The 22,089-nt window shown below is 56.7% G+C and carries 20 protein-coding genes, 1 tRNA gene and 1 pseudogene; 9 read left to right on the top strand and 13 right to left on the bottom strand.

Going from position 1 to position 22,089, the window contains the following annotated elements; genetic code table 11:
* Nucleotides 1-127: 127 nt before the first annotated feature.
* Nucleotides 128-2,884, top strand: a complete 2,757-nt coding sequence (gyrA, locus tag AC0V6Z_RS11820) for a DNA gyrase subunit A (protein WP_472640903.1) — start codon at nt 128-130, stop codon at nt 2,882-2,884.
* A gap of 108 nt (nt 2,885-2,992) precedes the next feature.
* On the opposite strand, the gene AC0V6Z_RS11825 is transcribed toward gyrA, so the two are convergent.
* Nucleotides 2,993-3,679, bottom strand: a complete 687-nt coding sequence (locus tag AC0V6Z_RS11825) for a lysoplasmalogenase family protein (protein ID WP_472638678.1) — start codon at nt 3,677-3,679, stop codon at nt 2,993-2,995.
* Between the two features lie 65 nt (nt 3,680-3,744).
* Here AC0V6Z_RS11825 and trmFO point away from each other — a divergent pair, with 65 nt between their 5' ends.
* Complete coding sequence (gene trmFO / locus AC0V6Z_RS11830; RefSeq protein ID WP_472640904.1) at nt 3,745-5,130, top strand: methylenetetrahydrofolate--tRNA-(uracil(54)-C(5))-methyltransferase (FADH(2)-oxidizing) TrmFO; 1,386 nt, start codon at nt 3,745-3,747, stop codon at nt 5,128-5,130.
* Between the two features lie 7 nt (nt 5,131-5,137).
* Here the strand turns inward: trmFO and AC0V6Z_RS11835 are convergent, their stop codons facing one another.
* Both AC0V6Z_RS11835 and AC0V6Z_RS11840 read right to left on the bottom strand, forming a co-directional pair.
* The gene (locus AC0V6Z_RS11835) at nt 5,138-5,602 is read right to left on the bottom strand and encodes a CREC-EF hand family protein (protein WP_472638679.1); all 465 of its coding nucleotides are present in this window, start codon (nt 5,600-5,602) and stop codon (nt 5,138-5,140) included.
* Nucleotides 5,603-5,648: 46 nt separating this feature from the next.
* The gene (locus tag AC0V6Z_RS11840) at nt 5,649-6,311 is read right to left on the bottom strand and encodes a hypothetical protein (RefSeq protein WP_472638680.1); all 663 of its coding nucleotides are present in this window, start codon (nt 6,309-6,311) and stop codon (nt 5,649-5,651) included.
* 188 nt (nt 6,312-6,499) lie between these two features.
* Between AC0V6Z_RS11840 and AC0V6Z_RS11845 the strand changes: the two genes are divergently transcribed.
* Genes AC0V6Z_RS11845 through AC0V6Z_RS11855 form a run of 3 tightly spaced genes read left to right on the top strand, consistent with a single transcriptional unit; the run spans nt 6,500 to nt 9,923 of the window.
* On the top strand, nt 6,500-8,590 hold the full coding sequence (locus tag AC0V6Z_RS11845) for a Tad domain-containing protein (protein WP_472638681.1): 2,091 nt from the start codon (nt 6,500-6,502) through the stop codon (nt 8,588-8,590).
* Nucleotides 8,587-9,204, top strand: a complete 618-nt coding sequence (locus AC0V6Z_RS11850) for a TadE/TadG family type IV pilus assembly protein (RefSeq protein ID WP_472638682.1) — start codon at nt 8,587-8,589, stop codon at nt 9,202-9,204. The genes AC0V6Z_RS11845 and AC0V6Z_RS11850 overlap by 4 nt, the downstream gene beginning before the upstream one ends.
* Nucleotides 9,201-9,923: a TadE/TadG family type IV pilus assembly protein gene (locus tag AC0V6Z_RS11855; protein ID WP_472638683.1), complete on the top strand. Its 723-nt coding sequence runs from the start codon at nt 9,201-9,203 to the stop codon at nt 9,921-9,923. The genes AC0V6Z_RS11850 and AC0V6Z_RS11855 overlap by 4 nt, the downstream gene beginning before the upstream one ends.
* Before the next feature lie 84 nt (nt 9,924-10,007).
* Here the strand turns inward: AC0V6Z_RS11855 and AC0V6Z_RS11860 are convergent, their stop codons facing one another.
* The 3 genes from AC0V6Z_RS11860 to AC0V6Z_RS11870 all read right to left on the bottom strand — a co-directional run bounded on the left by AC0V6Z_RS11860 (nt 10,008) and on the right by AC0V6Z_RS11870 (nt 13,025).
* Entirely contained in the window at nt 10,008-11,384 is a 1,377-nt protein-coding gene (locus tag AC0V6Z_RS11860) for a pyruvate dehydrogenase complex E1 component subunit beta (protein ID WP_472638684.1), read from the bottom strand.
* On the bottom strand, nt 11,384-12,535 hold the full coding sequence (gene pdhA / locus AC0V6Z_RS11865; RefSeq protein ID WP_472640905.1) for a pyruvate dehydrogenase (acetyl-transferring) E1 component subunit alpha: 1,152 nt from the start codon (nt 12,533-12,535) through the stop codon (nt 11,384-11,386). Before pdhA ends, AC0V6Z_RS11860 begins: the two co-directional genes overlap by 1 nt.
* Before the next feature lie 172 nt (nt 12,536-12,707).
* Nucleotides 12,708-13,025: an FtsB family cell division protein gene (locus tag AC0V6Z_RS11870; protein WP_472638685.1), complete on the bottom strand. Its 318-nt coding sequence runs from the start codon at nt 13,023-13,025 to the stop codon at nt 12,708-12,710.
* A gap of 249 nt (nt 13,026-13,274) precedes the next feature.
* On the opposite strand from AC0V6Z_RS11870, the gene AC0V6Z_RS11875 reads away from it, so the two are divergent.
* Nucleotides 13,275-14,189: a haloalkane dehalogenase gene (locus AC0V6Z_RS11875; RefSeq protein ID WP_472638686.1), complete on the top strand. Its 915-nt coding sequence runs from the start codon at nt 13,275-13,277 to the stop codon at nt 14,187-14,189.
* Nucleotides 14,190-14,194: 5 nt separating this feature from the next.
* On the opposite strand, the gene AC0V6Z_RS11880 is transcribed toward AC0V6Z_RS11875, so the two are convergent.
* The 4 genes from AC0V6Z_RS11880 to grxC form a co-directional block, all read right to left on the bottom strand.
* Nucleotides 14,195-14,271: transfer RNA gene (locus AC0V6Z_RS11880), tRNA-Arg, on the bottom strand.
* 69 nt (nt 14,272-14,340) lie between these two features.
* Nucleotides 14,341-14,946 (bottom strand): DUF1178 family protein, encoded by a 606-nt coding sequence (locus tag AC0V6Z_RS11885; protein WP_472638687.1) that lies wholly within the window; start codon nt 14,944-14,946, stop codon nt 14,341-14,343.
* Between the two features lie 8 nt (nt 14,947-14,954).
* On the bottom strand, nt 14,955-15,773 hold the full coding sequence (locus tag AC0V6Z_RS11890; RefSeq protein WP_472638688.1) for a carbon-nitrogen hydrolase family protein: 819 nt from the start codon (nt 15,771-15,773) through the stop codon (nt 14,955-14,957).
* 9 nt (nt 15,774-15,782) lie between these two features.
* Nucleotides 15,783-16,046, bottom strand: a complete 264-nt coding sequence (gene grxC, locus AC0V6Z_RS11895; RefSeq protein WP_472638689.1) for a glutaredoxin 3 — start codon at nt 16,044-16,046, stop codon at nt 15,783-15,785.
* 208 nt (nt 16,047-16,254) lie between these two features.
* Between grxC and AC0V6Z_RS11900 the strand changes: the two genes are divergently transcribed.
* Complete coding sequence (locus AC0V6Z_RS11900) at nt 16,255-16,731, top strand: Hsp20 family protein (protein WP_472638690.1); 477 nt, start codon at nt 16,255-16,257, stop codon at nt 16,729-16,731.
* Nucleotides 16,732-17,091: 360 nt separating this feature from the next.
* Here AC0V6Z_RS11900 and pyrG read toward each other — a convergent pair.
* The 3 genes and pseudogenes from pyrG to tpiA all read right to left on the bottom strand — a co-directional run bounded on the left by pyrG (nt 17,092) and on the right by tpiA (nt 20,057).
* A pseudogene (gene pyrG / locus AC0V6Z_RS11905) lies at nt 17,092-18,725 on the bottom strand (CTP synthase).
* A 104-nt stretch (nt 18,726-18,829) separates the two neighbouring features.
* Nucleotides 18,830-19,195, bottom strand: a complete 366-nt coding sequence (secG, locus tag AC0V6Z_RS11910) for a preprotein translocase subunit SecG (RefSeq protein ID WP_472640906.1) — start codon at nt 19,193-19,195, stop codon at nt 18,830-18,832.
* Between the two features lie 100 nt (nt 19,196-19,295).
* The gene (tpiA, locus tag AC0V6Z_RS11915) at nt 19,296-20,057 is read right to left on the bottom strand and encodes a triose-phosphate isomerase (RefSeq protein WP_472638691.1); all 762 of its coding nucleotides are present in this window, start codon (nt 20,055-20,057) and stop codon (nt 19,296-19,298) included.
* A gap of 205 nt (nt 20,058-20,262) precedes the next feature.
* On the opposite strand from tpiA, the gene AC0V6Z_RS11920 reads away from it, so the two are divergent.
* Nucleotides 20,263-21,435 carry a peptidylprolyl isomerase gene (locus tag AC0V6Z_RS11920; protein WP_472638692.1) on the top strand — a complete coding sequence of 391 codons (1,173 nt, stop codon included), beginning with the start codon at nt 20,263-20,265 and terminating at the stop codon, nt 21,433-21,435.
* Nucleotides 21,407-22,048 (top strand): hypothetical protein, encoded by a 642-nt coding sequence (locus AC0V6Z_RS11925; protein WP_472638693.1) that lies wholly within the window; start codon nt 21,407-21,409, stop codon nt 22,046-22,048. The genes AC0V6Z_RS11920 and AC0V6Z_RS11925 overlap by 29 nt, the downstream gene beginning before the upstream one ends.
* Nucleotides 22,049-22,089 lie beyond the last annotated feature (41 nt).

The raw sequence follows: 22,089 nt of genomic DNA on the forward strand, positions 1-22,089 counted from the left end.
GCTTTCCCAGGTGGCGGAATGCGGTGCCGAGGCGTAAGCTCCAAGGCTTCTAAATACCTGATACGGCAACCACAGAAATGGCCCAACATTGAGCGACGATAGCGAAACCCTAACGCCCCCGGCCCCAATGGAAGAATTTGAGCGCATCGACATCGTCGATGAGATGAAGACGAGCTATCTCGATTACGCGATGAGCGTGATCGTCAGCCGCGCTTTGCCAGATGTGCGCGACGGGTTGAAACCGGTGCACCGTCGCATTCTCTACGCCAGCCAAGAAGGCGGCTTTGTCGCTGGTAAGCCCTATCGCAAGAGCGCCAAGATCGTTGGCGACGTGATGGGCAATTATCACCCGCACGGGGACAGCGCGATTTATGATGCGCTGGCTCGCATGACCCAGGATTGGTCGATGCGCGTGCCGTTGATCGATGGTCAGGGCAATTTCGGTTCTATGGATCCGGATCCACCCGCCAGCATGCGTTACACCGAGGCGCGGCTTGCTCGTGTCTCGAACATGCTGCTCGACGATCTTGATAAAGACACCGTTGATTTTGCAGACAATTATGATGGCTCCACGCAGGAACCCCAGGTTCTGCCTGCACGCTTCCCCAATCTGCTGGTCAATGGCGCGGGCGGGATCGCGGTCGGTATGGCGACCAATGTGCCGCCTCATAACCTTGGTGAGGTGATCGACGCTTGTTTTGCCTTTATGGACAATCCGGCGATCACGACCGAGGAACTAATCGAATATGTCCCCGGCCCTGACTTTCCCACCGCACCGCTGATCCTCGGCGCGAGCGGGGCGAAATCGGCCTACACCACTGGGCGTGGCTCGATCCTGATGCGTTGTCGCCATGAGATTGAGACTAAGCGCGGCGATCGTGAGAGCATTGTGCTCACCTCGATCCCCTATCAGGTCGGCAAATCTGGCTTGGTGGAGAAAATCGCAGAGGCCGCCAAGGATAAGCGAATTGAGGGCATTTCTGATATTCGAGATGAAAGCTCACGCGAGGGCGTGAGAGTTGTCGTTGATCTGAAACGCGATGCGAGTGCTGAGGTCGTACTCAACCAGATGTGGCGCTACACCCCTGCCCAGTCGTCTTTCCCGGCCAATATGCTGGCCATTCGCGGCGGCCGCCCAGAGACGCTGACGCTGCGCGATATCATTCAGGCGTTCATCAGTTTCCGCGAGGAAGTGATCACGCGCCGTACCAAGTTTGAGCTTAATAAGGCGCGTGAACGAGCACACCTGTTGCTCGGCCTGGTGGTTGCGGTGTCGAACCTTGATGAGGTTGTGGCGATGATCCGCGGGGCGCCCAACCCGGCGGCTGCGCGTGAGAAATTGCTCGCAAAAGAATGGCCTATTGGTGACATCGCGCAATATATCCAACTGGTTGAGGCGATTGAACCAACCGCTGATCAGGAAGGTGGAACCTATTCGCTGTCTGAGAAGCAGGTTCGCGCGATCCTGGAGCTGCGCCTGCACCGCCTCACTGCATTGGGCCGTGATGAGATCGGCGATGAGCTGAAAGAGCTAGCCGACAAGATCGAAGGCTTCCTTGCGATCCTTGCCGACCGGGTGAAACTCTACGCGGTTATGCGCGAAGAGCTGGAAGAAGTGCGCGCGACCTATGCGACGCCGCGCGTTTCCGAAATCGCGCCTGCTTGGGATGGTCTCGATGACGAAGACTTGATCGAGCGCGATGAGATGGTCGTCACCGTTACGCACGATGGCTATATCAAGCGGACTCCGCTTTCCACTTTCCGCGCGCAAAATCGCGGCGGCAAAGGCCGGGCGGGCATGTCGACCAAGGATGCAGATGCGATCTCGGAGATGTTCGTCACCTCGACACACAATCCGGTGCTGTTCTTCTCCACCTCAGGCAAGGTTTACCGGCTTAAGGTCTGGAAGCTGCCCGAAGGCGGTCCGGCGACGCGCGGGCGGCCGATCGTCAATCTGCTGCCATCGCTGGATGATGGTGAAACGATCCGTACTGTTCTGCCGCTGCCAGAAGATGAAGACAGTTGGGAGGCGCTATCCGTTGTGTTCGCCACGGCCAAGGGTCGCGTGCGCCGCAACTCCATGGGATCATTCACCAATATCCCGTCGAACGGTAAGTTCGCAATGAAGTTTGACGCCGAAAGCGATGATAAGCTGATCGGCGTTGCTCTTCTCAATGCGACTGACGATGTCCTGCTCGCCTCTCGCCAGGGTAAGGCAATCCGCTTTGCCGGTATGGATGTGCGTGAGTTTACCTCTCGCACCTCTACCGGTGTGCGCGGCATGAACCTGAAGCCGGATGACGAGGTCGTATCGCTCTCAATCCTTGGGGCAACGGGGACCACGGCAGAAGAACGCGAGCAATATCTCAAGTTTGCGCCGTGGAAGGCTGATAGAGAGGGCTCTCCTGAGCTGAGTGAGGAACGCTTTGCGGAGCTCGAAGAGAAACAGCAATTTATCCTGACCGTCTGCGCCAATGGTTATGGCAAGATCTCCAGCGCCTATGAATACCGTCGGATCGGACGCGGCGGCCAAGGCCTGGCGAATATCGACAATATCGCCCGCAACGGCCCGGTTGTGGCGAGTTTCCCCGTGTCCTCCGGCGAGCAATTGATGCTCGTCACGGATCAGGCGAAGCTTATCCGCATCGGCCTCAACACCCTGCGCGTACTAGGACGCAACACCGCCGGTGTGCGCTTGTTCGACGTTGGCAAGGGAGAGACCATTGTCAGCGCAGTGAAAATTGACGAGACAGAAGAGCCTGAGGATGCGGCGGAAGAAGCGGTTACTGAGGAAATGGCCGATCGCCGAGGCGGTGATGATGAAACTGCGCCGCACACCCCGCCACAGAGCGACGATGACATCGGTGAAGACCCGCCGGAATAAGGCAATTCAGTGAGTGATGGGCCAGGTGAGCAAATGCTTGCTTGGCCCTTTCTCTCGGTAGTGCTCGCTTTTGGGCTGCTTAAACACCCCAGCCTCGCCCTCCTCCGCCTAAGGTGCCTTTGGCAAGTCGCCACGGAGGGTTTGAACCACGCCAGTCGCGATCAGGAATTGGCCCAGGTAATAGAGCGGCCAGATCGCCACATCGGGTACGGATCCCAGATCGATGCTGCCCATACGGCTGAAGATCAGCATATCGGATAGCACGAATAGCACGGCTCCGATCCCAACGCGGTAGCGGGAGAAACGGCTGATCCAAGCAGAACCCGCCATTGCGCCAAGCCCCAGACCATAGAGGGCCACAAGCGGGTCTCTCGCAATGAAATAGGAGATCGCGGGCACGCCAATAAGTAAAGCGGCGGCACACAGTTTTTGACTAAATACGGTTTTCTCCCGCCGATTGCGCAGGAACAGGGCAATCGCGGTCAGATGCGCGGCAAAGAACACCGCGCCGCCTGCTGTGAAGCTCAGCTCAATCGCCATATCCGCGCCTGCGCATAGGGCCAGAAACACAATGACCAGCGCGGCATCCACGCTTTGTTCAACCTCACGAGTACGGCGCATTGCATAGAGCGCCAGAAAGCCGACCCCGGCCCCTTTCAGCGCAATCAGCCACACGCCGCCGATGGGATTGTTCCATAGGAAGTAATAGGCCATTGCCGCCGCCAGACTGAGCAACAGCCACGGGCGATGCGCCACAAGTGCGGGATGTGAAGAATTTGCTGCGTCTTTTGCCATTGTGAACCCCTATTTGCGCTTCTTGGACTTGAAGTGTGGGGCGTGCAAGCACTAGGTCCGTGCGTATGAAATTACACGATGTTCACATAATCGGCGGCGGTCTCGCAGGCAGCGAGGCGGCCTGGCAATTGGCTCAGCGCGGGGTGCGCGTGCGCCTGTCTGAAATGCGCGGCGCGCCCGAGGATAAGGGCGGCGAAATGACGCCTGCGCACCAAACCGATGGCCTGGCAGAGCTGGTGTGTTCCAATTCGTTCCGCTCTGACGATGATACGAAGAATGCGGTTGGCCTGCTCCACCATGAAATGCGGTCGATGGACAGCATTGTGATGCGCGCCGGAGAGGTCGCCCGCGTGCCAGCTGGCAGCGCCATGGCGGTGGACCGCGACGTCTTTTCCGCCGAGGTGCAAAAGGCACTGAGCGAGCATCCCAATATCGAGATTGTTCGGGAACGGGTCGATGCCCTGCCCGATAGCGGAATGACGATTGTCGCCACCGGACCGCTTACTGCGCAATCGCTCGCGCAGAGCATTGTGAAGGCGACAGGAGAAGAGCGGCTGGCATTCTTCGACGCAATTGCGCCGATTGTTCACCGCGACAGCATCGATATGGACATCTGCTGGGTTCAATCGCGTTGGAACAAGACGACATCTGCTTCCAATGAAGGTGGCGATTACATAAATTGCCCGATGACGAAGGAGCAATATCTCGCCTTCCATCAGGGGCTTGTCGACGGCGATAAAACCGAATTCCAGGAATGGGAGAAGGATACGCCCTATTTTGATGGCTGTATGCCAATCGAGGTGATGGCGGCGCGCGGGGTCGATACCTTGCGCTTTGGCCCGATGAAGCCGGTTGGGCTCGATAATCCACGCGATGTGACCGAGGAATTCCCGCAAGGCCGCTGGCCCTATGCGGTGGTTCAGTTGAGGCAGGACAACAAGCTGGGCACCTTGTGGAACATAGTCGGCTTTCAGACGAAGCTGAAATATGGCGCTCAGGTGGAGCTGTTCCGCACCATTCCTGGCCTGGAAAACGCGGAATTTGCCCGCTTAGGCGGGCTGCATCGCAACACTTTCCTGAATTCGCCAATGGTCCTCGACCGTCAGTTGCGTCTGAAGGCAGCGCCGCATATCCGCTTTGCCGGTCAGGTTACTGGGTGTGAAGGCTATGTCGAAAGCTCTGCTGTTGGCCTGATCGCGGGCATGATGGCGGCGGAAGAGCTGGCCGGGCGGGATTGGTCCCCTCCCCCGGCTGCATCAGCAATCGGCGCTTTGTTAAGCCATATTACCGGCGATGCAGAGGCGGATACGTTCCAGCCGATGAATGTGAATTTTGGCCTGTTCCCGCCGTTGCATGAGGTGGGCAAGAAGCAGCGTAAGGAAGCCTATACCAATCGGGCGAAGGCGGAACTGGCGGAATGGCTCAAGGCTGGTGAACCAGTCCCGGCCTAGCCGCTCGCTAGCAGCGGCAGGTTGGCCGACGGGTCGACCGTTTTGGGGCGGTGGTTGCGAATTCGGCCGTGGTCAGCTGGCCATTGCCATCCGCATCCGCACCCTCAAAACGTTTTGAGGTTGTCACTGCCCATTCCTCAAAAGTCAGCAGATTGTTACCATCCTGATCCAGTTTCCGAAACGCGTCTGAGCGGGTGGAGAGCATTTCATTGCGAGTGATAATCCGGTCGCGATTGCGATCATAACGGAAGAACCGCCGTTCTTCTTTGGTCAGCTCGCTTGCCTCTGGCGGCGCGGGGCCGGTGAGATCTCCCGGATCGGCCTCTGGCAAGACATCTGGCGCAGGCGCGGTTTCTTCTGGTTCAGGCGGCGGCGGCGCATTTTCCTCTATCTGAGCGCGGCCTTGCCACCAAAACGTGCCAACACCGGCCATGATCAAGCCAAGAAACGCCCCGAGAACTACTTGCCGCATGGCCCCCTCCCCATGAATTGCACTGAAGCGATGACGCTAGCGTGTTTTACTTACCAAGCAAAGCGGCACGAAAGGCGGTGAAGCCAGCGCCGCGCCCCTCCATTAGCGGGCGTCCATCATTTGCAATGGCACGCCGTCCCAAAGCAGAAAGCACTGCGAGGCCTTTAAAAGAATTCAGTTTTTCAGGTTTTTGAGCGCACAAGCGCTGACCCATATTGAGGAGAATGTAGCGCTCGGTATCTGAATGGACCTTGGCCGCGAGGTCGGCGATCGCCCAGATTTGGGCCGCAAGGTTAACGTGTCTGTATGTCTTATGCTCCGGCGAAACCCGCGCAAAGGCGCAAAGGGCCTCAGCGCGCGCATCCACGAATTTCTGAGCTTCGACCTCGGGCAGCGGCGGATCGGTAAGCAAATGCTCCCAACCGTTAACAAGATCACGCAAAGCGACCTCTTCCCCCACCCAAGTCTCCCCAATTGCATCGAGCACAGAGTCTCCTTGAGGGCGCAGCGAGCGTTCCTGCTCCAGCATCTCACGCCACCACGACAGGCGCATTTGCGCCAGCATAGGCTCGGTTGCCTTGCCGATAATCCGTGCAAGCCTTTGATCAAGAGCAAATAAAGTGCGTAATCGAGGGCGCATCACCGCCGGTGTATGCGCCAGAGCCAGTTCAATCTCACTGGTCAGAGTGTCGGTTTCAATTGTGTCCACGAACCCTGCGCTAGCGCCAAAGACGCGGCTTTTACACCTCTTTTATGGCCTGACTTTATCCAGCAAAATCATGGTTAAGCACAATCCGCGTATTCACTCGAAATTTACCATGCACGTTGAGATTGCGATTACCTAGTGCCGCTATGTCAGCCCTACACACGTGTTTTCTCGCAAGGATATCGAAAGTCATGGGCAAGCCATCGTTCTTCAGGGCACTAGCAAAAGACCCAACAGCGAATACCATCGTCATCTCCGCAGTCGCGATGATACCATTGGTTGGTATGGTTGGCGGCGCTGTTGATGCCAGCCGGTACTATATGACGACAACGCGCCTTCAGGCCGCGTGCGACGCAGGCGCTCTCGCCGCTCGCCGCGCGATGCTAGATGATGATTTTGAGCCCACGGTTCATGGTGTTGTTGGCACGAAATTCTTTGAGCAAAACTATTCAGACGGATTGTTCGGTCTAGAGAACCTCAATCACACTTACACGTCCAATGGCGATGGTGAAGTGACAGGGGCCGCGAGTGGTCAATTGCCGCCGAGCTTAATGCAGGTGTTCGGGTTTGGTGACTTTGACATTTCGGTCGACTGTTCTGCTGAGATCAACATTTCCAACACAGACATCATGTTCGTTTTGGACGTTACCGGTTCGATGCAATGCGATATTGTTGAAGTGATTGGCGCCAATGGTGAGATCGAAATCGATGCAGACGGCAACCCTGTCCTTACCGAAGAGTGTAACAATGTATCCTATCCTGGTGCTGGTTCTACTGTCAGGACGCAGTCAAAGCTTGCCAACTTACAAGAGGCCACGAAGAACTTTTACGATACGGTGGAGGATGCAACCTCTAGTCGTGCGCAGGTCCGCTATGGGTTTGTGCCTTACTCCAGCGGCGTAAACGTGGGTACGTCCTTGGATGACGAATGGATGGCGGCAAGTCACACTTATCAGTCACGGTCACCAGAATTCGATATCCGTTGGGATCAAGTGAGCCTTAACAATAACGATATTTATAATCGTGGTCCCGAAACGTTTGCTTTTTTCAACCGAGTGGCATCTGGTTTCGTGTCTGAAACGAGGTGCGCAGAGGCAGTACCTGAGTTCGTTGATGAACCTATTGATGAATTCGTCGTAAACAATTCGCTGGATATCAGCTCAGGTTCCGTTGATAGTCAATCGGTCTCTGGGAACTTCCGTACCACGTTGGGCAGCGGCGCGACCATTACGCTAAGGCGAGGTGAACCTGGCTACACATACGCTGCTAACGGCTTTTGTGAAGTTGGTTACGAAGTTTATGATAGGTCCGCCGAGACTGATTATACGCTCGTTGAAGAGCAAACACGAACTTTCTTGCGATACGCCTATGCCGAACGTGAATTTGACCTCACTACGCTATACGATGATGATCGCTTCACAGTGGACACCGGACTGAGTGGCGCCGATGAGGTGCATGTCTGGAATGGCTGCGTAGAAGAGGCCGGGACCGACGAAGGACAGGCCAACTTCGATACCGTGCCCGCCAATGCATTCGATCTCAATATTGATTTGGTCCCTGGTGCTGACGATGATGAACGTTGGAAGCCACAGCTACCAAGCTTGGTGTATTATCGCTATGTCGATGGTGTGGTTGCCGCGACCGGCTACAACCCAACGAATGATACAGATGGATCAGCTTTTTGGCGCCGTGACGGCGAGTTGCGGTCGACACAAGATAAACAGGGTCCACTGGACTATGAGACTGCAAATGGTTGGTACTACTGTCCAAACGCTGCGCAGCCTTTAGCGGACCTTAATGAAGAGGATTTCGACGACTACGTCGACGATCTTCGCGCTTGGGGCGCTACTTATCACGACTTCGGTATGCTCTGGGGTGGTAGATTTGTTTCACCTGACGGTATTTTCTCAGCGACAAACGCTACTGCACCTAATGGAGATGCAATCTCGCGCCACATCGTATTTATGACTGATGGTGCCCAGGCGACAAGCCAGACTAGTTATGGTCTCTATGGCCTGGAATGGTGGGACCGCCGAGTTACGTCAGACGGTACCACGACGCAAATGGCGGCGAATCATGCTGCGCGTTTTCAGGCAGCGTGCCGTGCAGCTCGAAACAAAAACATTTCTGTTTGGGTCGTTGCCTTTGGTACAGACCTAACTCAGAATCTGGAAGATTGCGCAACACCAGGCCGCGCATTTTCGGCCAGTGACTCTGATGCTCTAGAAATCGCGTTTCAGGAAATTGCCCAGCAGATTGCAGCATTGAGGCTCACGGAATGATCAACTCTATCAAGAAAATGCCGTTTGGAAACAAGCGCGGTTTAGTGCTTGATGAAAAGGGTGCGACTTTGGTCGAGTTCGGCTTTGTCGCACCCATCCTGATCGTCTTGGTTATGGGTATTTTCGATATGGCCCACACGCAATATACCTCGGCATTGATCAATGGTGAGATGCAGAGAGCCGGACGTGATCTCACGCTAGAAAGCGCTGGTAGTCAGCAGTCTACAATCGACAACCGAGTGATTGCTGCGGTTTCGAAAGTCGCACCGAATACGGCCACTGTCACATTGGAAAAACTGTCACACTTTGACTTCTCAGACATCGGTCAGCCTGAAGAATTCACTGACGATAACAATGACGGTATTTGCAATGATGGTGAGCCATTTGAAGATGCAAATAACAACGGTCAGTGGGATGCAGACCGAGGTCAGGCAGGGATCGGTGGAGCACGTGATGCTGTCCTTTACACGGCTACCGTCACTTACCCGCGTGTCTTCCCAATGGTCAGCCTTATCGGCCTTGATGAAGAGATTTCTTTGAGAACCGCAACGGTACTGCGAAACCAGCCGTTCTCGCAACAGAACCGGACACTCCTAGTTGGGAATTGTACATGATCGCCAGTTCGAAAAAGGTGCTCAGAGCACTAAAACTCGGTGCAGCTCGCCTTCCATTGTTGCGCGATGATACGTCTGGATTAGCGCTGACGGAATTTGCGTACACGATGCCAATCGTGCTTTCGCTTGGCATGGTCGGCACGGAGCTGGCTTACTATTCGATAACTCATATGCGCCTTAGCCAGGTGGCAATGCAGGTTGCTGATAACGCATCACGCGTTGGTGAAGCCGGGGTTTTGGAAGAGCGTCGAGTATTTGAAAGTGACATCAACGATGTTTTTATCGGCGCGTACAAGCTTGGCGGCGGTCTTAATGTTCTTGATAACGGACGGGTGATCCTCTCGAGCCTTCAAGAATATGATCCAGATCCCGCAAATGGTGTCGTAGAATCCAGTCAGTTCATTGCATGGCAGCGGTGCAAGGGAACGGCGTTGTACGATTCTAGCTTCGGGGTTGAAGGAGATGGAGCATCAAGTTCGGATTTCCCGGGCATGGGAGAACCGGGTAAAGAAATTCAGGCAAGCCCGGGTACGGCAGTTATGTTTGTCGAAGTCGTGTATGACTATGATGGACTGACGCCATTTACCGAGTTTATTCCTAACAGTGCTATCCGTTATACGGCAGCCTTCAATATTCGCGATGCGCGTGACCTTACACAGCTATATCCGAATACGCCTGCCGTGACGGCATCAACGTGCGACGTGTACGACGCATTCTAAGCGTTCGACGGAATACAATACGAGAAGGGGGCTGAGCCGCATTCGTGCAGTTCAGCCCCCTTTCGTGCGTAGGTTATTTGCGCCTTAGTCGGCGTAGCAGACCTTCTTGGCGGCCTCGACGATGGAGCCAGCATTGATGAGCGCCAGTTCCTCTAGGTTCGCGGCGTAAGGCAGCGGAACGTCCTCGTTGCACACTCGCAGGACCGGCGCATCGAGATCATCGAAGCCTTCCTCCATACAGATCGCCTGAATTTCAGACGCGATCGAGCATGTTGGCCAGCCCTCTTCCGCCACGATCAGGCGATTGGTTTTCGCCAGGCTCGTCAGAACCGCCTGCTTGTCGAGCGGACGCAAAGTGCGCAGATCGATGACTTCGGCGTCGATCCCCTCGCCCGCCAATTCTTCAGCCGCCTCAAGCGCGAGGCCAACGCCGATGGAATAGCTGACGATGGTCACGTCAGAGCCCTCACGCATGATCCGTGCCTTGCCGATGGGTAGGACATGATCATCAAGGTCTGGGACATCAAAGCTGCGACCGTAAACCAGCTCGTTTTCGAGGAACACGACCGGATCTTCACTGCGGATGGCGGCCTTCATCAGGCCTTTCGCATCGGCGCTGTCATAGGGCGCGATCACGATTAACCCAGGGACGCTCGCATACCATGGGCCATAGTTCTGGCTGTGCTGAGCGCCAACGCGGCTAGCCGCGCCATTCGGGCCGCGGAAGACAATCGGACAGCGCATCTGCCCGCCTGACATATAGTTGGTCTTCGCGGCGGAATTAATGATGTGGTCAATCGCTTGCATCGCGAAGTTGAACGTCATGAATTCAACAATTGGACGCAGTCCGCCCATCGCTGCGCCGGTGCCGATGCCGGCAAAGCCGTATTCGGTAATCGGCGTATCGATCACGCGCTTTGGACCGAACTCGTCGAGCAAGCCCTGCGTGACCTTATAGGCGCCCTGATATTCGGCGACCTCCTCGCCCATCACGAACACACGTTCATCGCGGCGCATTTCTTCCGCCATGCCATCACGCAGGGCTTCGCGCACGGCGGTGCTGGTAAAGCTGGTGCCTTCAGGGATTTCCGGATCGTGTGCGGGCGCAGACGGGGCTGGTTTTTCAGCTACAGGCTTTGGTGCTTGCTCTGGAACTGCTGCCGGTTCGGCAGCGGCCACTGGGGCCGGATCAGGCGCGCTGGCGTCACTGGCATCCTCGCCCTCGCCCGTAATCATCGCGATTATAGTACCAACGGCCACATCCTCTGTGCCTTCAGCGATCATGATCTTGGACAATACGCCCTCATCAATCGCTTCAAACTCCATCGTCGCCTTGTCGGTTTCGATCTCGGCAATGATATCGCCGGGCTCAATCGTGTCGCCTTCAGCCTTCAGCCATTTGGCGAGCGTGCCCTGCTCCATAGTTGGCGACAGTGCCGGCATTTTTAGCTCAATACCCATTAGTAGTTCTCCACCAGAACATCGGTGTAGAGCTCGCTTGCCTCTGGTTCGGGCGAAGTCTCTGCAAAATCAGCAGCTTCGGCAACGACCTTGCGAATGCCTTTGTCGACGGCTTTGAGGTCGTCCTCCGACTTGCCGCCTTCGATCAAAGTCTTCTTCAAGCGTTCGATCGGGTCGTGCGTGTCGCGTTGTTCCTGCACTTCTTCTCGGGTCCGATATTTGGCCGGATCAGACATTGAATGCCCGCGATAGCGATAGGTATTTAGCTCCATCAGGACCGGGCCCTTGCCCTCACGCACATGCTTGAACGCAACCTCGGCTGCGGCGCGCACTTCGAGCACGTCCATGCCGTTCACCTCCATGCCGGGGATGCGGAACGCCGTACCGCGGCGGTGAAATCGAGTTTCCGCTGAACTGCGAGAACTTGCCGTGCCCATCGCATATTGGTTGTCCTCAACCACGAATACGATTGGCAGGTTCCACAGGGCCGCCATGTTGAAGGTTTCATAGACCTGGCCTTGGTTGGCCGCGCCATCGCCAAAGTAAGCGAGGCACAGCCCGCCATCTTCGTTGTATTTGTGCGCCAGCGCGAGCCCGCCGCCCAGCGCAACCTGTGCGCCGACGATGCCGTGCCCGCCATAAAATTTGTGCTCGGTGCTGAACATGTGCATCGAGCCGCCCTTCCCTTTGGAAATGCCCGCTTCGCGCCCGGTCAGCTCTGCCATGATCACCTTCGGATCAATTCCATAGGCCAGCATGTGCCCGTGATCGCGGTATCCGGTGATCACGCTGTCACGATCATTGTCGAGCGCGCTTTGTAGGCCAATCGCCACCGCTTCCTGGCCAATGTACAGGTGGCAGAAGCCGCCGATCAGGCCGAGGCCATAAAGCTGGCCTGCCTTCTCTTCAAAGCGGCGGATCAGCAGCATCTGCTCATAGAATTTGAGCATTTGTTCTGGCGTGGCGTTGAAGCGCTTTTGTTCCTCAAATTCAGCCTGCAAAGAGCGCAGGATGAAATCGGAATCGTCAGACGGTGTCGCCGCGTCGCCGGTACTCACGGCCTTCGCTTTGGTCTTACTCTGTTTTGCAGGAGCATTCGTTTTCGAGGGCTGTTTAGCCAATGCGTTTTTCCTTTGATTGGCCGCGCGCATAGTGCCGCCATTGGGGAGAAGATTGCTCACGCGCTATAATCGTGTTTTCGGGCAAGACGCAACGTAAAGCAGACCATTTCTTGGTCAAATTCGTCTCAGCATACGTATGTGAAAGGCGCGCGCTGGGTAGCTTGATTGTAGAGCAAAAGCCCAAAGGTGGCCGCTCAGGCCATCACTCGTCTTCGACGGTGATCACCACCTCATCAGGGTGCACAACATTCATATTGCGGCGGAGCAATTCGCCCACCAGATCAGGATCGGCCGCACCGGGATCGAGTAGGCTCACGCGATTGCGCAAATCATCCCGCTCTGCCGATAGCATCGCGATTTGCGCCCGGCGCTGGTCCAACAGGTTGGCGTTTTCATTCCAGGCGAGCAAGCCGGTTGGCCCAGCAATAGCTAGCGCGGTGAGCACAAGCAGCACGAGCAGAGCCAAGCCTTGCTTGGCCTGATCCGCTGGCAATTGCTGAAGTTTTCCCCGACGTTCCATAAGTCTTACAGAATCATAGTTAACTGCGGTGTTCAAGCACAAAACGACAGACACGGTCATAAATGTGACTTTAATTGACCACTTGCGCCAAATTGCCGCATTTACAGCTCCAAACAAGCGGACTTTGATTGGGCATGAAGCCACATTGGGCAGTGTACCTTGGTGGACCCGGCGTCGCGCAATAACCCAGATTGTGGCTGCTGATCGCGGCTCTCTATGATACCCAACGGGGATAGAGGAGACCCGCTGATGCAAATTCTGTCCCACGATCCCGCCCGCTTTGCTAACCTGCCCGATTTTCCGTTTGCTGAGAATTGGTGCGACATCGATCTGGGCGATGAGCATTCCGGACGGATGCATTACCTCGATGAAGGAGCCAAGGACGCCCCGCCCGTGCTGTTGTTTCATGGCGAGCCGAGCTGGAGCTATCTCTACCGCAAGATGATCCCAGTTTTGGTGGATGCGGGGTTTCGCTGTCTGGCTCCGGATCTAATCGGGTTCGGCAAAAGCGATAAACCGGATGACATCGGATTCTACACTTACCAGCGGCACATGGATTGGCTGGGCCAATGGCGCGCCGCAGTCGTGCCTCAAACTGCCGCCCTGTTCTGTCAGGATTGGGGCGGATTGCTGGGCCTGCGCATGGTTGGCGAGGCGCCTGACAGTTTCGCCTGCGTCGTGGCCAGCAACACTTTCCTGCCCACCGGCGGCACTCCCTCACCCGCGTTTCTGGCGTGGCGCGAATTTGCCAAGGCCTCGCCTGACTTCCAAATCGGCGAGCTGCTCCAACGCGCGACTGCGACAGAGCGGACCACCGCAGAAGTCGCCGCCTATGATGCACCCTTCCCCGATGAGCCGAGCAAGGCAGGCGCGCGTGCATTCCCTCAGCTCGTCCCGGTAGAAGACGGCATGGCCGGGATCGCAGAGAACACTGCTGCTTGGGAGGGACTAAGCGCCTTCGATAAGCCGTTCCTCACGCTGTTTGGCGAAGATGATCCGGTAACAGGCGGGCTTGGCGATGCGCTGACCGCGCGGATTGCGGGGGCCAAGGATCAGCCACACGCGATGCTCGCCACATGCGGGCATTTCTGCCAGGAAGACCGCCCGGTTGAGCTGGCGCAAGGCGTGATCGATACCGCGAAAAAGGCAGCTTTTCTGATCTGAGATGGTGGTGACCCCGGCGTGATTCGAACACGCGGCCCCCAGATTAGGAATCTGGTGCTCTATCCGGCTGAGCTACGGGGCCCCGCAAAGGCAAATAGCAGCGTTTACTGTTAGCGCAATATCGCGCTTAGCGCCGAGGGGCTCAGTTCACTCAATTCAGTTTTTCTGGTGGTGCAACCGGGAATGGCAGCGGCGCAATTGGCACGCCTTCCTCGGCTAGTGACTTGGCCTCTTCAAGGCTCGCCTGGCCGTGGATCGGAGCCTCATCGCGCTCGCCATAATGCATTTCGCGGCTTTGCTCGGCGAACTTACTGCCGACCCACGTGCTATCCTTGAGCGCCTTTTCCTGAGCCTTTGCTAGCTTCGCGATCGCCGATTTCATCTCTGCGGTCATCGGCGTGTTGGACAGCTGCCCGCCTTTGGCAGGAACAGCCGGAGCGTCAGGCGTCTTGATCAGATCGGAAGACAGTTTGGCGGTGTCGCCTATGTCAGACGCATCTGATTTCTTGGTTTTAGTAGCAGCCTGAGACGCGGCTTCAAAAGCATCCTTTACCGCTTCGGCCTTTTTCGCATCACTGCGCGCGCTGTTCCCTTTTACTGGAACTGCCGGAGCCATTGGCGCTTTGGCTACACGCGAGGTTCCGCATTCAGGACAGGCCACATAGCCTGCCTCGCTTTGGCCCAGAAAGTCGCTGGACGAACGGAACCATCCCTCAAAACGGTGGCCGCTTTCACAATGGAGGTCAAAGACGATCATAATGCGCCCTAATTGGCGATTTCCTGCTTATTGGCAAGGCTGGGCAGCTGGCCGCGCACTTCTTTGATCCGGTCTAGATCAATGTCGCAAAAGCCTAGCCCCGGCCCCTCGCCGCCCATATCGAGCAGCACTTCACCCCAGGGGTCGATCACCAGACTGTGGCCGTAGGTCTCGCGGCCGTCCTCGTGACTCCCGACCTGCGCAGCAGCGATGACGAAAGCCTGAGCCTCGATCGCGCGAGCACGCAGCAGAACATGCCAATGCGCCTTGCCAGTGGGCACGGTGAAAGCGGCAGGCACCGCGATAGCTTCGCATCGGCGCTGTCCCAGAGCCTCGAACAGAGCGGGAAAGCGCATGTCATAACAGATGGTCAGGCCGAGCGTGCCCAGTGGCGTATCGGGAACGGTGACGACTTCGCGGCCCGCCTGATAGGCAGCGCTCTCACGCCAGTGTTCACCCGATGCCAACTGAACATCGAACATGTGAATCTTGTCATAACATGCGATCTCACCGTATGCAGCTGAGAAGTACACGCTTCGGTTAGCCCATTTCCCATCGTTCATTTCAATCGGAAGTGAACCGAGCGCGATGTCGATACCAGTAAAGTCAGCGAGCTCTGACAGATGCAGCATGGTCTGCCTGCCCTGATCGCCTTCAATCGACGGTGCAGCGCGCTTTCGGTTACGATCAAGCAGAGTCGACATCTCTGGCGTAAACAGCACTCTTGCGCCTTCGTTTACCGCTTGCCCTGCAGCGTCCACAATCGCATCCAGGTTAGCCCTGACGTCAATCCCAGACGTCATCTGCAAGACAGCAATTTTGGGCATCAGCTGCGCTTAGCCCGCAAGCAGCGCGTCAAGCTGACCCGAGCGATCGAGCGCTGCCAAATCGTCAGAGCCGCCTACATGCAGATCACCGATGAAGATTTGCGGCACGGTGCGCGCATTCGGCGCGCGTTCCAGCATCTCTGCCTTCTTTGAGCCGCCCATGGAGATATCAAACTCGTTAAATTCCGCGCCCTTGCTCTTTAGCAAATTCTTGGCGCGAACGCAGAATGGGCAAGTGAATTTGGAATAGATGTCGATATTAGGTTGGGTCATTAAAAACTCTTCTTTTCTTATTTAAGCGACTGAAAGTGCATCTGTTTTATCCGATTCACTGCCTCTTGAAAGGCACTGTATGGCACCCTAGATATGTTCTGTCAGCACGATCCGCCAGCCTTGGGGATTATTGCTGGCGCAATTGGGTGCTGCATTCGGCAGGCCCGCTTTGAAAATACAGATTGCTCAAACACGAGGATTTGAAATTATGTCACGTCTAGATTTTACCCCTTATCGCCGGACCACCGTTGGCTTTGACCACTTGTTCGACCTGCTCGAAAGCCAGGCTCGTAGCAATTCCAGCGATAATTACCCCCCGTTTAACATCGCCCGCAGCAGTGAAGACAATTACCGCATCACGCTGGCGATTGCAGGCTTCCGCCCGGAAGACATTGAGATCACGGCTCAGCAAAACCTGCTAACCGTTCAGGGCAAAAAACGCGAGGAAACTCAGGAAGCGACTGAGATGTTGCATGTTGGCATCGCCAATCGCGGGTTTGAACGCCGTTTCGAACTCGCCGATCACGTCCGCGTAGAGCGCGCTGATCTGGCTGATGGCCTGCTGGTGATTGATCTGGTGCGCGAAGTGCCAGAGGCGATGAAGCCGAAAAAGATCGCAGTGAACGGCGCGGCCACTCTGACCGCTGTTCCTGATGCATCAGAGGATGATGCGAACGCAGCCTAAGCTGTTCGCTTCATCAGTTCACAAACTTTGAGAAAAATGTGGGGGCGGACCGTTAAAAGTCCGCCCCCGCGACATTTGCCGCCTCTAGCAAGGCTTACCGTCTGGGTCGCAGAAGACGGTGAGACTCGCGTCGAGCAGTGCACAGGCCATGAACGGCCCGCTATTTGCAAAAGGCGAGTTGCCCCCAACCACCTGTTGAAGCCGTTAGGCTCCTTACCGCGTCGGTAAGGGTAAACTTGCAATTGGTGCAAGGTCATTTTTGTAGGGCTTTAAGAACACTACAAAATTAGGTTTCACTTATTGAACTGAAGGCGGAATTCACCACGATTCGCCCCATTGATGATCATCGCCAGGCTCGGCTTAGACGAGGCGTGATTGCTCTAAAGCGGCTGAGATAAAGCCTGCAAACAAGGGGTGCGGATCAAATGGCCGCGACTTCAGTTCCGGGTGGAATTGCACACCAACGAACCATGGGTGGTCGGGCCGCTCCACGATCTCGGGCAGCAAGCCATCGGGCGACATGCCTGAGAACACGAGCCCCCCTGCTCCAGCGGTTTGATGTAAGCGCCATTGACCTCGTAACGGTGGCGGTGGCGCTCAGAGATTTCCTCAGCACCCCCGTAGATGCGCGAGACGTGGCTGTTCGCGCCAAGCTTTGCATCATAAGCGCCGAGCCGCATTGTGCCGCCCAGATCACCGCCATCTTCGCGGGTTTGCAGGCCTTCTTCGGTCATCCATTCGGTGATAATGCCGACCACTGGCTCGCTGGTTTCGCCAAACTCGGTCGAGGACGCGGCGTCGATACCGGCATCACGTACGCCTTCGACGCAGGCCATTTGCATGCCGAGGCAGATGCCAAAGAAGGGAACATTGCGTTCGCGCGCGAAGCGGACGCTGGCAATCTTGCCCTCGCTACCGCGCTCGCCAAATCCGCCGGGTACCAAAATGCCGTGCAACGGCTCCAGCTTGGCGATGATTTCGTCTTCATCACCTTCGAAGATTTCTGCATCAATCCACTTGATGTTGACCTTGACCCGGTTGGCCATGCCGCCGTGGACCAGCGCCTCGTTGAGGCTCTTATAGGCGTCTTGCAGGCCGACATATTTGCCGATCACGCCGATCGTCACTTCTCCTTCCGGGTTGAAGTAGCGGTCCGTTACGTCGTGCCATTGTGACAGATCAGGCTCTGGCGCATCGGTGATGCCAAAGCCGCGCAGCACCTCTGCATCAAGCCCTTGCTCGTGATATTGCAGTGGGACGGAATAGATCGAGGGCGCATCAAGCGCCGGGATCACCGATTCCATCCGCACATTGCAGAAATTGGCAATTTTACGCCGCTCACCATCGGGCAAAGGATGCTCGCAGCGGCACAGCAGCACGTCAGGCTTGATCCCGAGGCTCGCGAGTTCGCGCACAGAGTGCTGCGTCGGCTTGGTCTTCAGCTCGCCCGCCGCCGCAATGTAAGGCACCAATGTCACGTGCACGCTCAGCGTTTGCAGCGGCTCCAGATCATTCCTGAGCTGCCGGATCGCCTCCATAAACGGTAGCGATTCGATATCGCCCACCGTTCCGCCAATCTCGCACAGGATAAAATCGAGATCGTCCTGATCATCCAGAGCGAATTGCTTAATCGCGTCGGTCACATGCGGGATCACCTGCACGGTCGCGCCAAGGTAATCGCCCCGGCGTTCCTTCGTGATGATATCGCGGTAGACCCGACCAGAGGTGATATTGTCGCTTTGCCGCGCAGAAACGCCGGTAAAGCGTTCGTAATGGCCAAGATCGAGGTCTGTTTCGGCCCCGTCATCGGTCACATAGACTTCGCCGTGTTGATACGGGCTCATCGTGCCAGGATCGACGTTGAGATACGGATCAAACTTGCGAATGCGCACCTTGTAGCCGCGCGCCTGCAGCAATGCTGCAAGGCTAGCTGCCATGAGACCTTTTCCGAGCGAGGAGACCACGCCGCCGGTTATGAATATGTACCGCGCCATGGGAGTTGGGGATTAAGCCTCGAAGTGGATTCGTGGCAAGCGAATTGCGCACTCAAAAGTGCGCCCATCCACAGCCATCACAAAATGTTACGGAATTGTCGCGCTTATTCAGCCGCGAGTGGGTCTTCTTCGCCAGTCGGCTCGACAGTCGCAGGTGCCGCGCCAGCTGCGCCGCCCGTGCTGAGCGGATCAGCGGCAGGAACATCGCGGTCGATGGTCGTGCTGATGTCGCTGCCGCCGGTTGCATCCACGGCCACAGCCGCGAGTGCGATGGATAGAGCAACGAAAGTCACCGCCAGCCATTTGGTCGCGCGGGTTAGAAAATCAGCCGCACCGCGAGCACCCAAAGCGCCGCCAGGGTTACCACCGCCGCCAATGCCCAGGCCACCACCCTCTGAACGCTGCATCAGGACCACGCCAACCAGCGCGGCGGCGACAATCGCCTGAACAACAGTGAGAAACAGAAAAATCGACGACATGAGCTGATCAAAACCTATCTGAATGAAACCGCCATTTAGGTGCGCAGCGGCGCGCGCACAAGTCTGATTACCCGGTAAGGGGCATCAGGCCCTATCCCTCGACCGTATCTCCAGCGGCCAAAGCGATGTTCATAAACGTCTCTGCGGTCAGGCTGGCCCCACCTACCAGTGCGCCGCCAACCTCTGGCGTGCCGAGGATTTCTCCAGCGTTTTCAGGTTTAACTGAGCCGCCGTAAAGCACGCGGACTTCCGCACCTTGTTCTTTCCCATAGGTTTCGATGAGCAGATTACGGATCATCGCATGCATGGTGGCAATATCATCCACGGTTGCGGTTTTGCCGGTGCCAATCGCCCAGATCGGTTCATAAGCGACGGTGACTTTTTCCCCAGCATCCTTAAGTTTCGGCAAGGAAGCCTGCAATTGACCAGCGACGAAGGCCTCTGCTTCTCCTGCCTCGCGGGTTTCCAGCGTCTCTCCGCAGCAGATGATCACGCGCAGTCCGCCTTCGAGCGCGGCGTCCGCTTTCTCGCGCACCTGCTCGTTCGTCTCGCTGTAGCCCTGGCGGCGTTCGCTGTGACCCAGAATTACAAACTTGGCCCCGGCGTCGGCGATCATCGGCACTGAGATGTCACCAGTGTGCGCGCCATCCGGGTTGGGTGAGCAATCCTGCGCCCCGACCCAGATCTGCTCTACCTCGCGGTGAACCGCATGGATCAGCGTGTATGGCGGGGCCAAAGCGACCTCTACCTTCATGTGCCGCTGAGCGGCCCGGTCAACCGCACGCGCTTCTGAAAGCATGGCGCGAGTGCCGTTCATTTTCCAATTTCCGACGATGTAAGGCCGCTGGGCCATAATAAAATCCTGCGCCAATATTATGCGTTATTCGAATCTCGCCCCATACTTAGGAGCAGGGGGCCGCGTCCGCTAGCGGAGGAAAGTGATCCAGTCAAAACGCATCGTGGACTGTTGCCGCGAGGTCGCAGGGCCGATAAAGCCGAACCAGCTTTCCGCTTACTAGCGGTGTTAGTCCCCTAATGACTTGGGAATTAAAGACCAGATGATTTCGTTCTTTCGCAGATTCTTTCAATCGAAAATCGGCCTCGGCCTGACCTTGGCGTTCCTAGTGCTCATTGCTTTCGCTTTTGCGAGCGGTGATGTGGCCAATAACAACACCTTTGGCGGGGTCGTAAACGATGACCGGATTGCGGTGGTTGGCGATGACCGGATCGACACCTCGGAATTGAGCCAATTGGCCAATTCTGCGCTGCGTCAGGTGCGCGAGCAAAGCCCGACCACGACGATGCCGATGTTTATTGAGCAAGGCGGCCTTGAAGAGGTTTTGGACCAGTTGATCGATCGCTATGCGATTGCGGGATACGCCGAGAAATACGGCCTGCGCGCGGGGACAAACCTGGTGAATAGCGAGATTCTTCAGATCCCGGCGTTTCGCGGGGCGACCGGCGAATTTGACGAATCTGTCTATCAGAATGCGCTCCGCTCTCAGAACCTGACTGACGCGGTATTGCGCCGCGATTTGGCAGATGGTCTGCTGGCACAGCAATTGCTGGTTCCATCGATCGGCACGCCGCAAATGCCAAGCAGCATTGCTCGCCGTTACACCGCATTGCTGCGTGAACGCCGCAAAGGCACCATCGCACTTATCCCCAGCACATCATTTGCGCCGGAAGGTGATCCAACCGACGCGCAGATTAGCGCATTTTTCGAAGAGAATCGGACGCGCTATATACAGCCTGAGCGCCGCACGGTCCGCTATGCGACCTTTAGCGAGGCCGATATCAATACACGGATCGAGCCGACAACGGCGGAGATTGCCGCACGTTATGAACGTGATGCCGATCAATATGCTGCGGTTGAGACGCGCACTATCAGCTCCTTCTTTGTGCCGACACAGGATGCGGCCAATGCGATTCGCGATGCTGTTCGCTCTGGGACTTCGTTAGAGGCGGCGGCGCGCAATGCCGGCTTTTCTGTCTCTGCCAGCGAAGGCCAGACCGAAAGCGCCCTTGCCTCTGCCACCAGCAGCGCAGTTGCCACAGCAGTCTTTGCGACCCCACGCGGGCAATTGGCAGAGCCAGCGCGCAGTTCGCTGGGTTGGTACGTCGCCCGCGTCGATGGTGTCACCAACACGCCGAGCACGCAGTCTGGCCGATGCGACGCCAGAGATTACAGAGCGCCTGACGGTGGAAAAACGCGCCGCAGCCCTGTCTGATTTCAGTGCGCGGATCGAGGAACAGGTGGATGACGGCACATCGCTATCCAATGTGGCCGACGAATTTGGCCTGACATTACAAACCACCCCTGCCCTCACCGCCGATGGTCGCGTGTTTGGTAGCGAAGAAGGCGCGACCGCGCCGCCAGAGCTTCAGGCTGCGCTCGCCACTGCCTTCGATATGGAGGAAGGTGAACCGCAATTGGCCGAGGTTGTTCGCGGCCAAGTGTTCATTGTGTTTGAAGTGCCAGAGGTCACAGAAAGCTCCGTTGCGGCTCTTGCGGACATTCGCCAGCGCGTTGAGTTCGATTGGCGCTTGTTCGAAGGGCACAGCGCGGCGCAAGCTGCGGCGGACCGCATTCTCGAACGGATGCGCGGCGAAGGCACTTTGGTCGAAGCGGTGAATGCGGAGGAAACCAGCCTGCCTCCGATCCAGACGATTGATCTTGGGCGTACCGAATTGCTGCAACAGCAGCAACGCCCTGCCCCGCCGCTCGCCTTGCTGTTCAGCATGGCGGAAGGCACGACGAAACGCCTTGAAGGCGCGAGATCGTCTTGGCTGGTTTGTGGTCGATCTGGAGGATATCAGCACCGACGAAGTGGCGGACGATGATCCCTTGTTGCAAGCGACCCTTACTCAAATGGGCCCGGCGA

It is taken from the genome of Erythrobacter sp. SN6-5 (assembly GCF_057364945.1).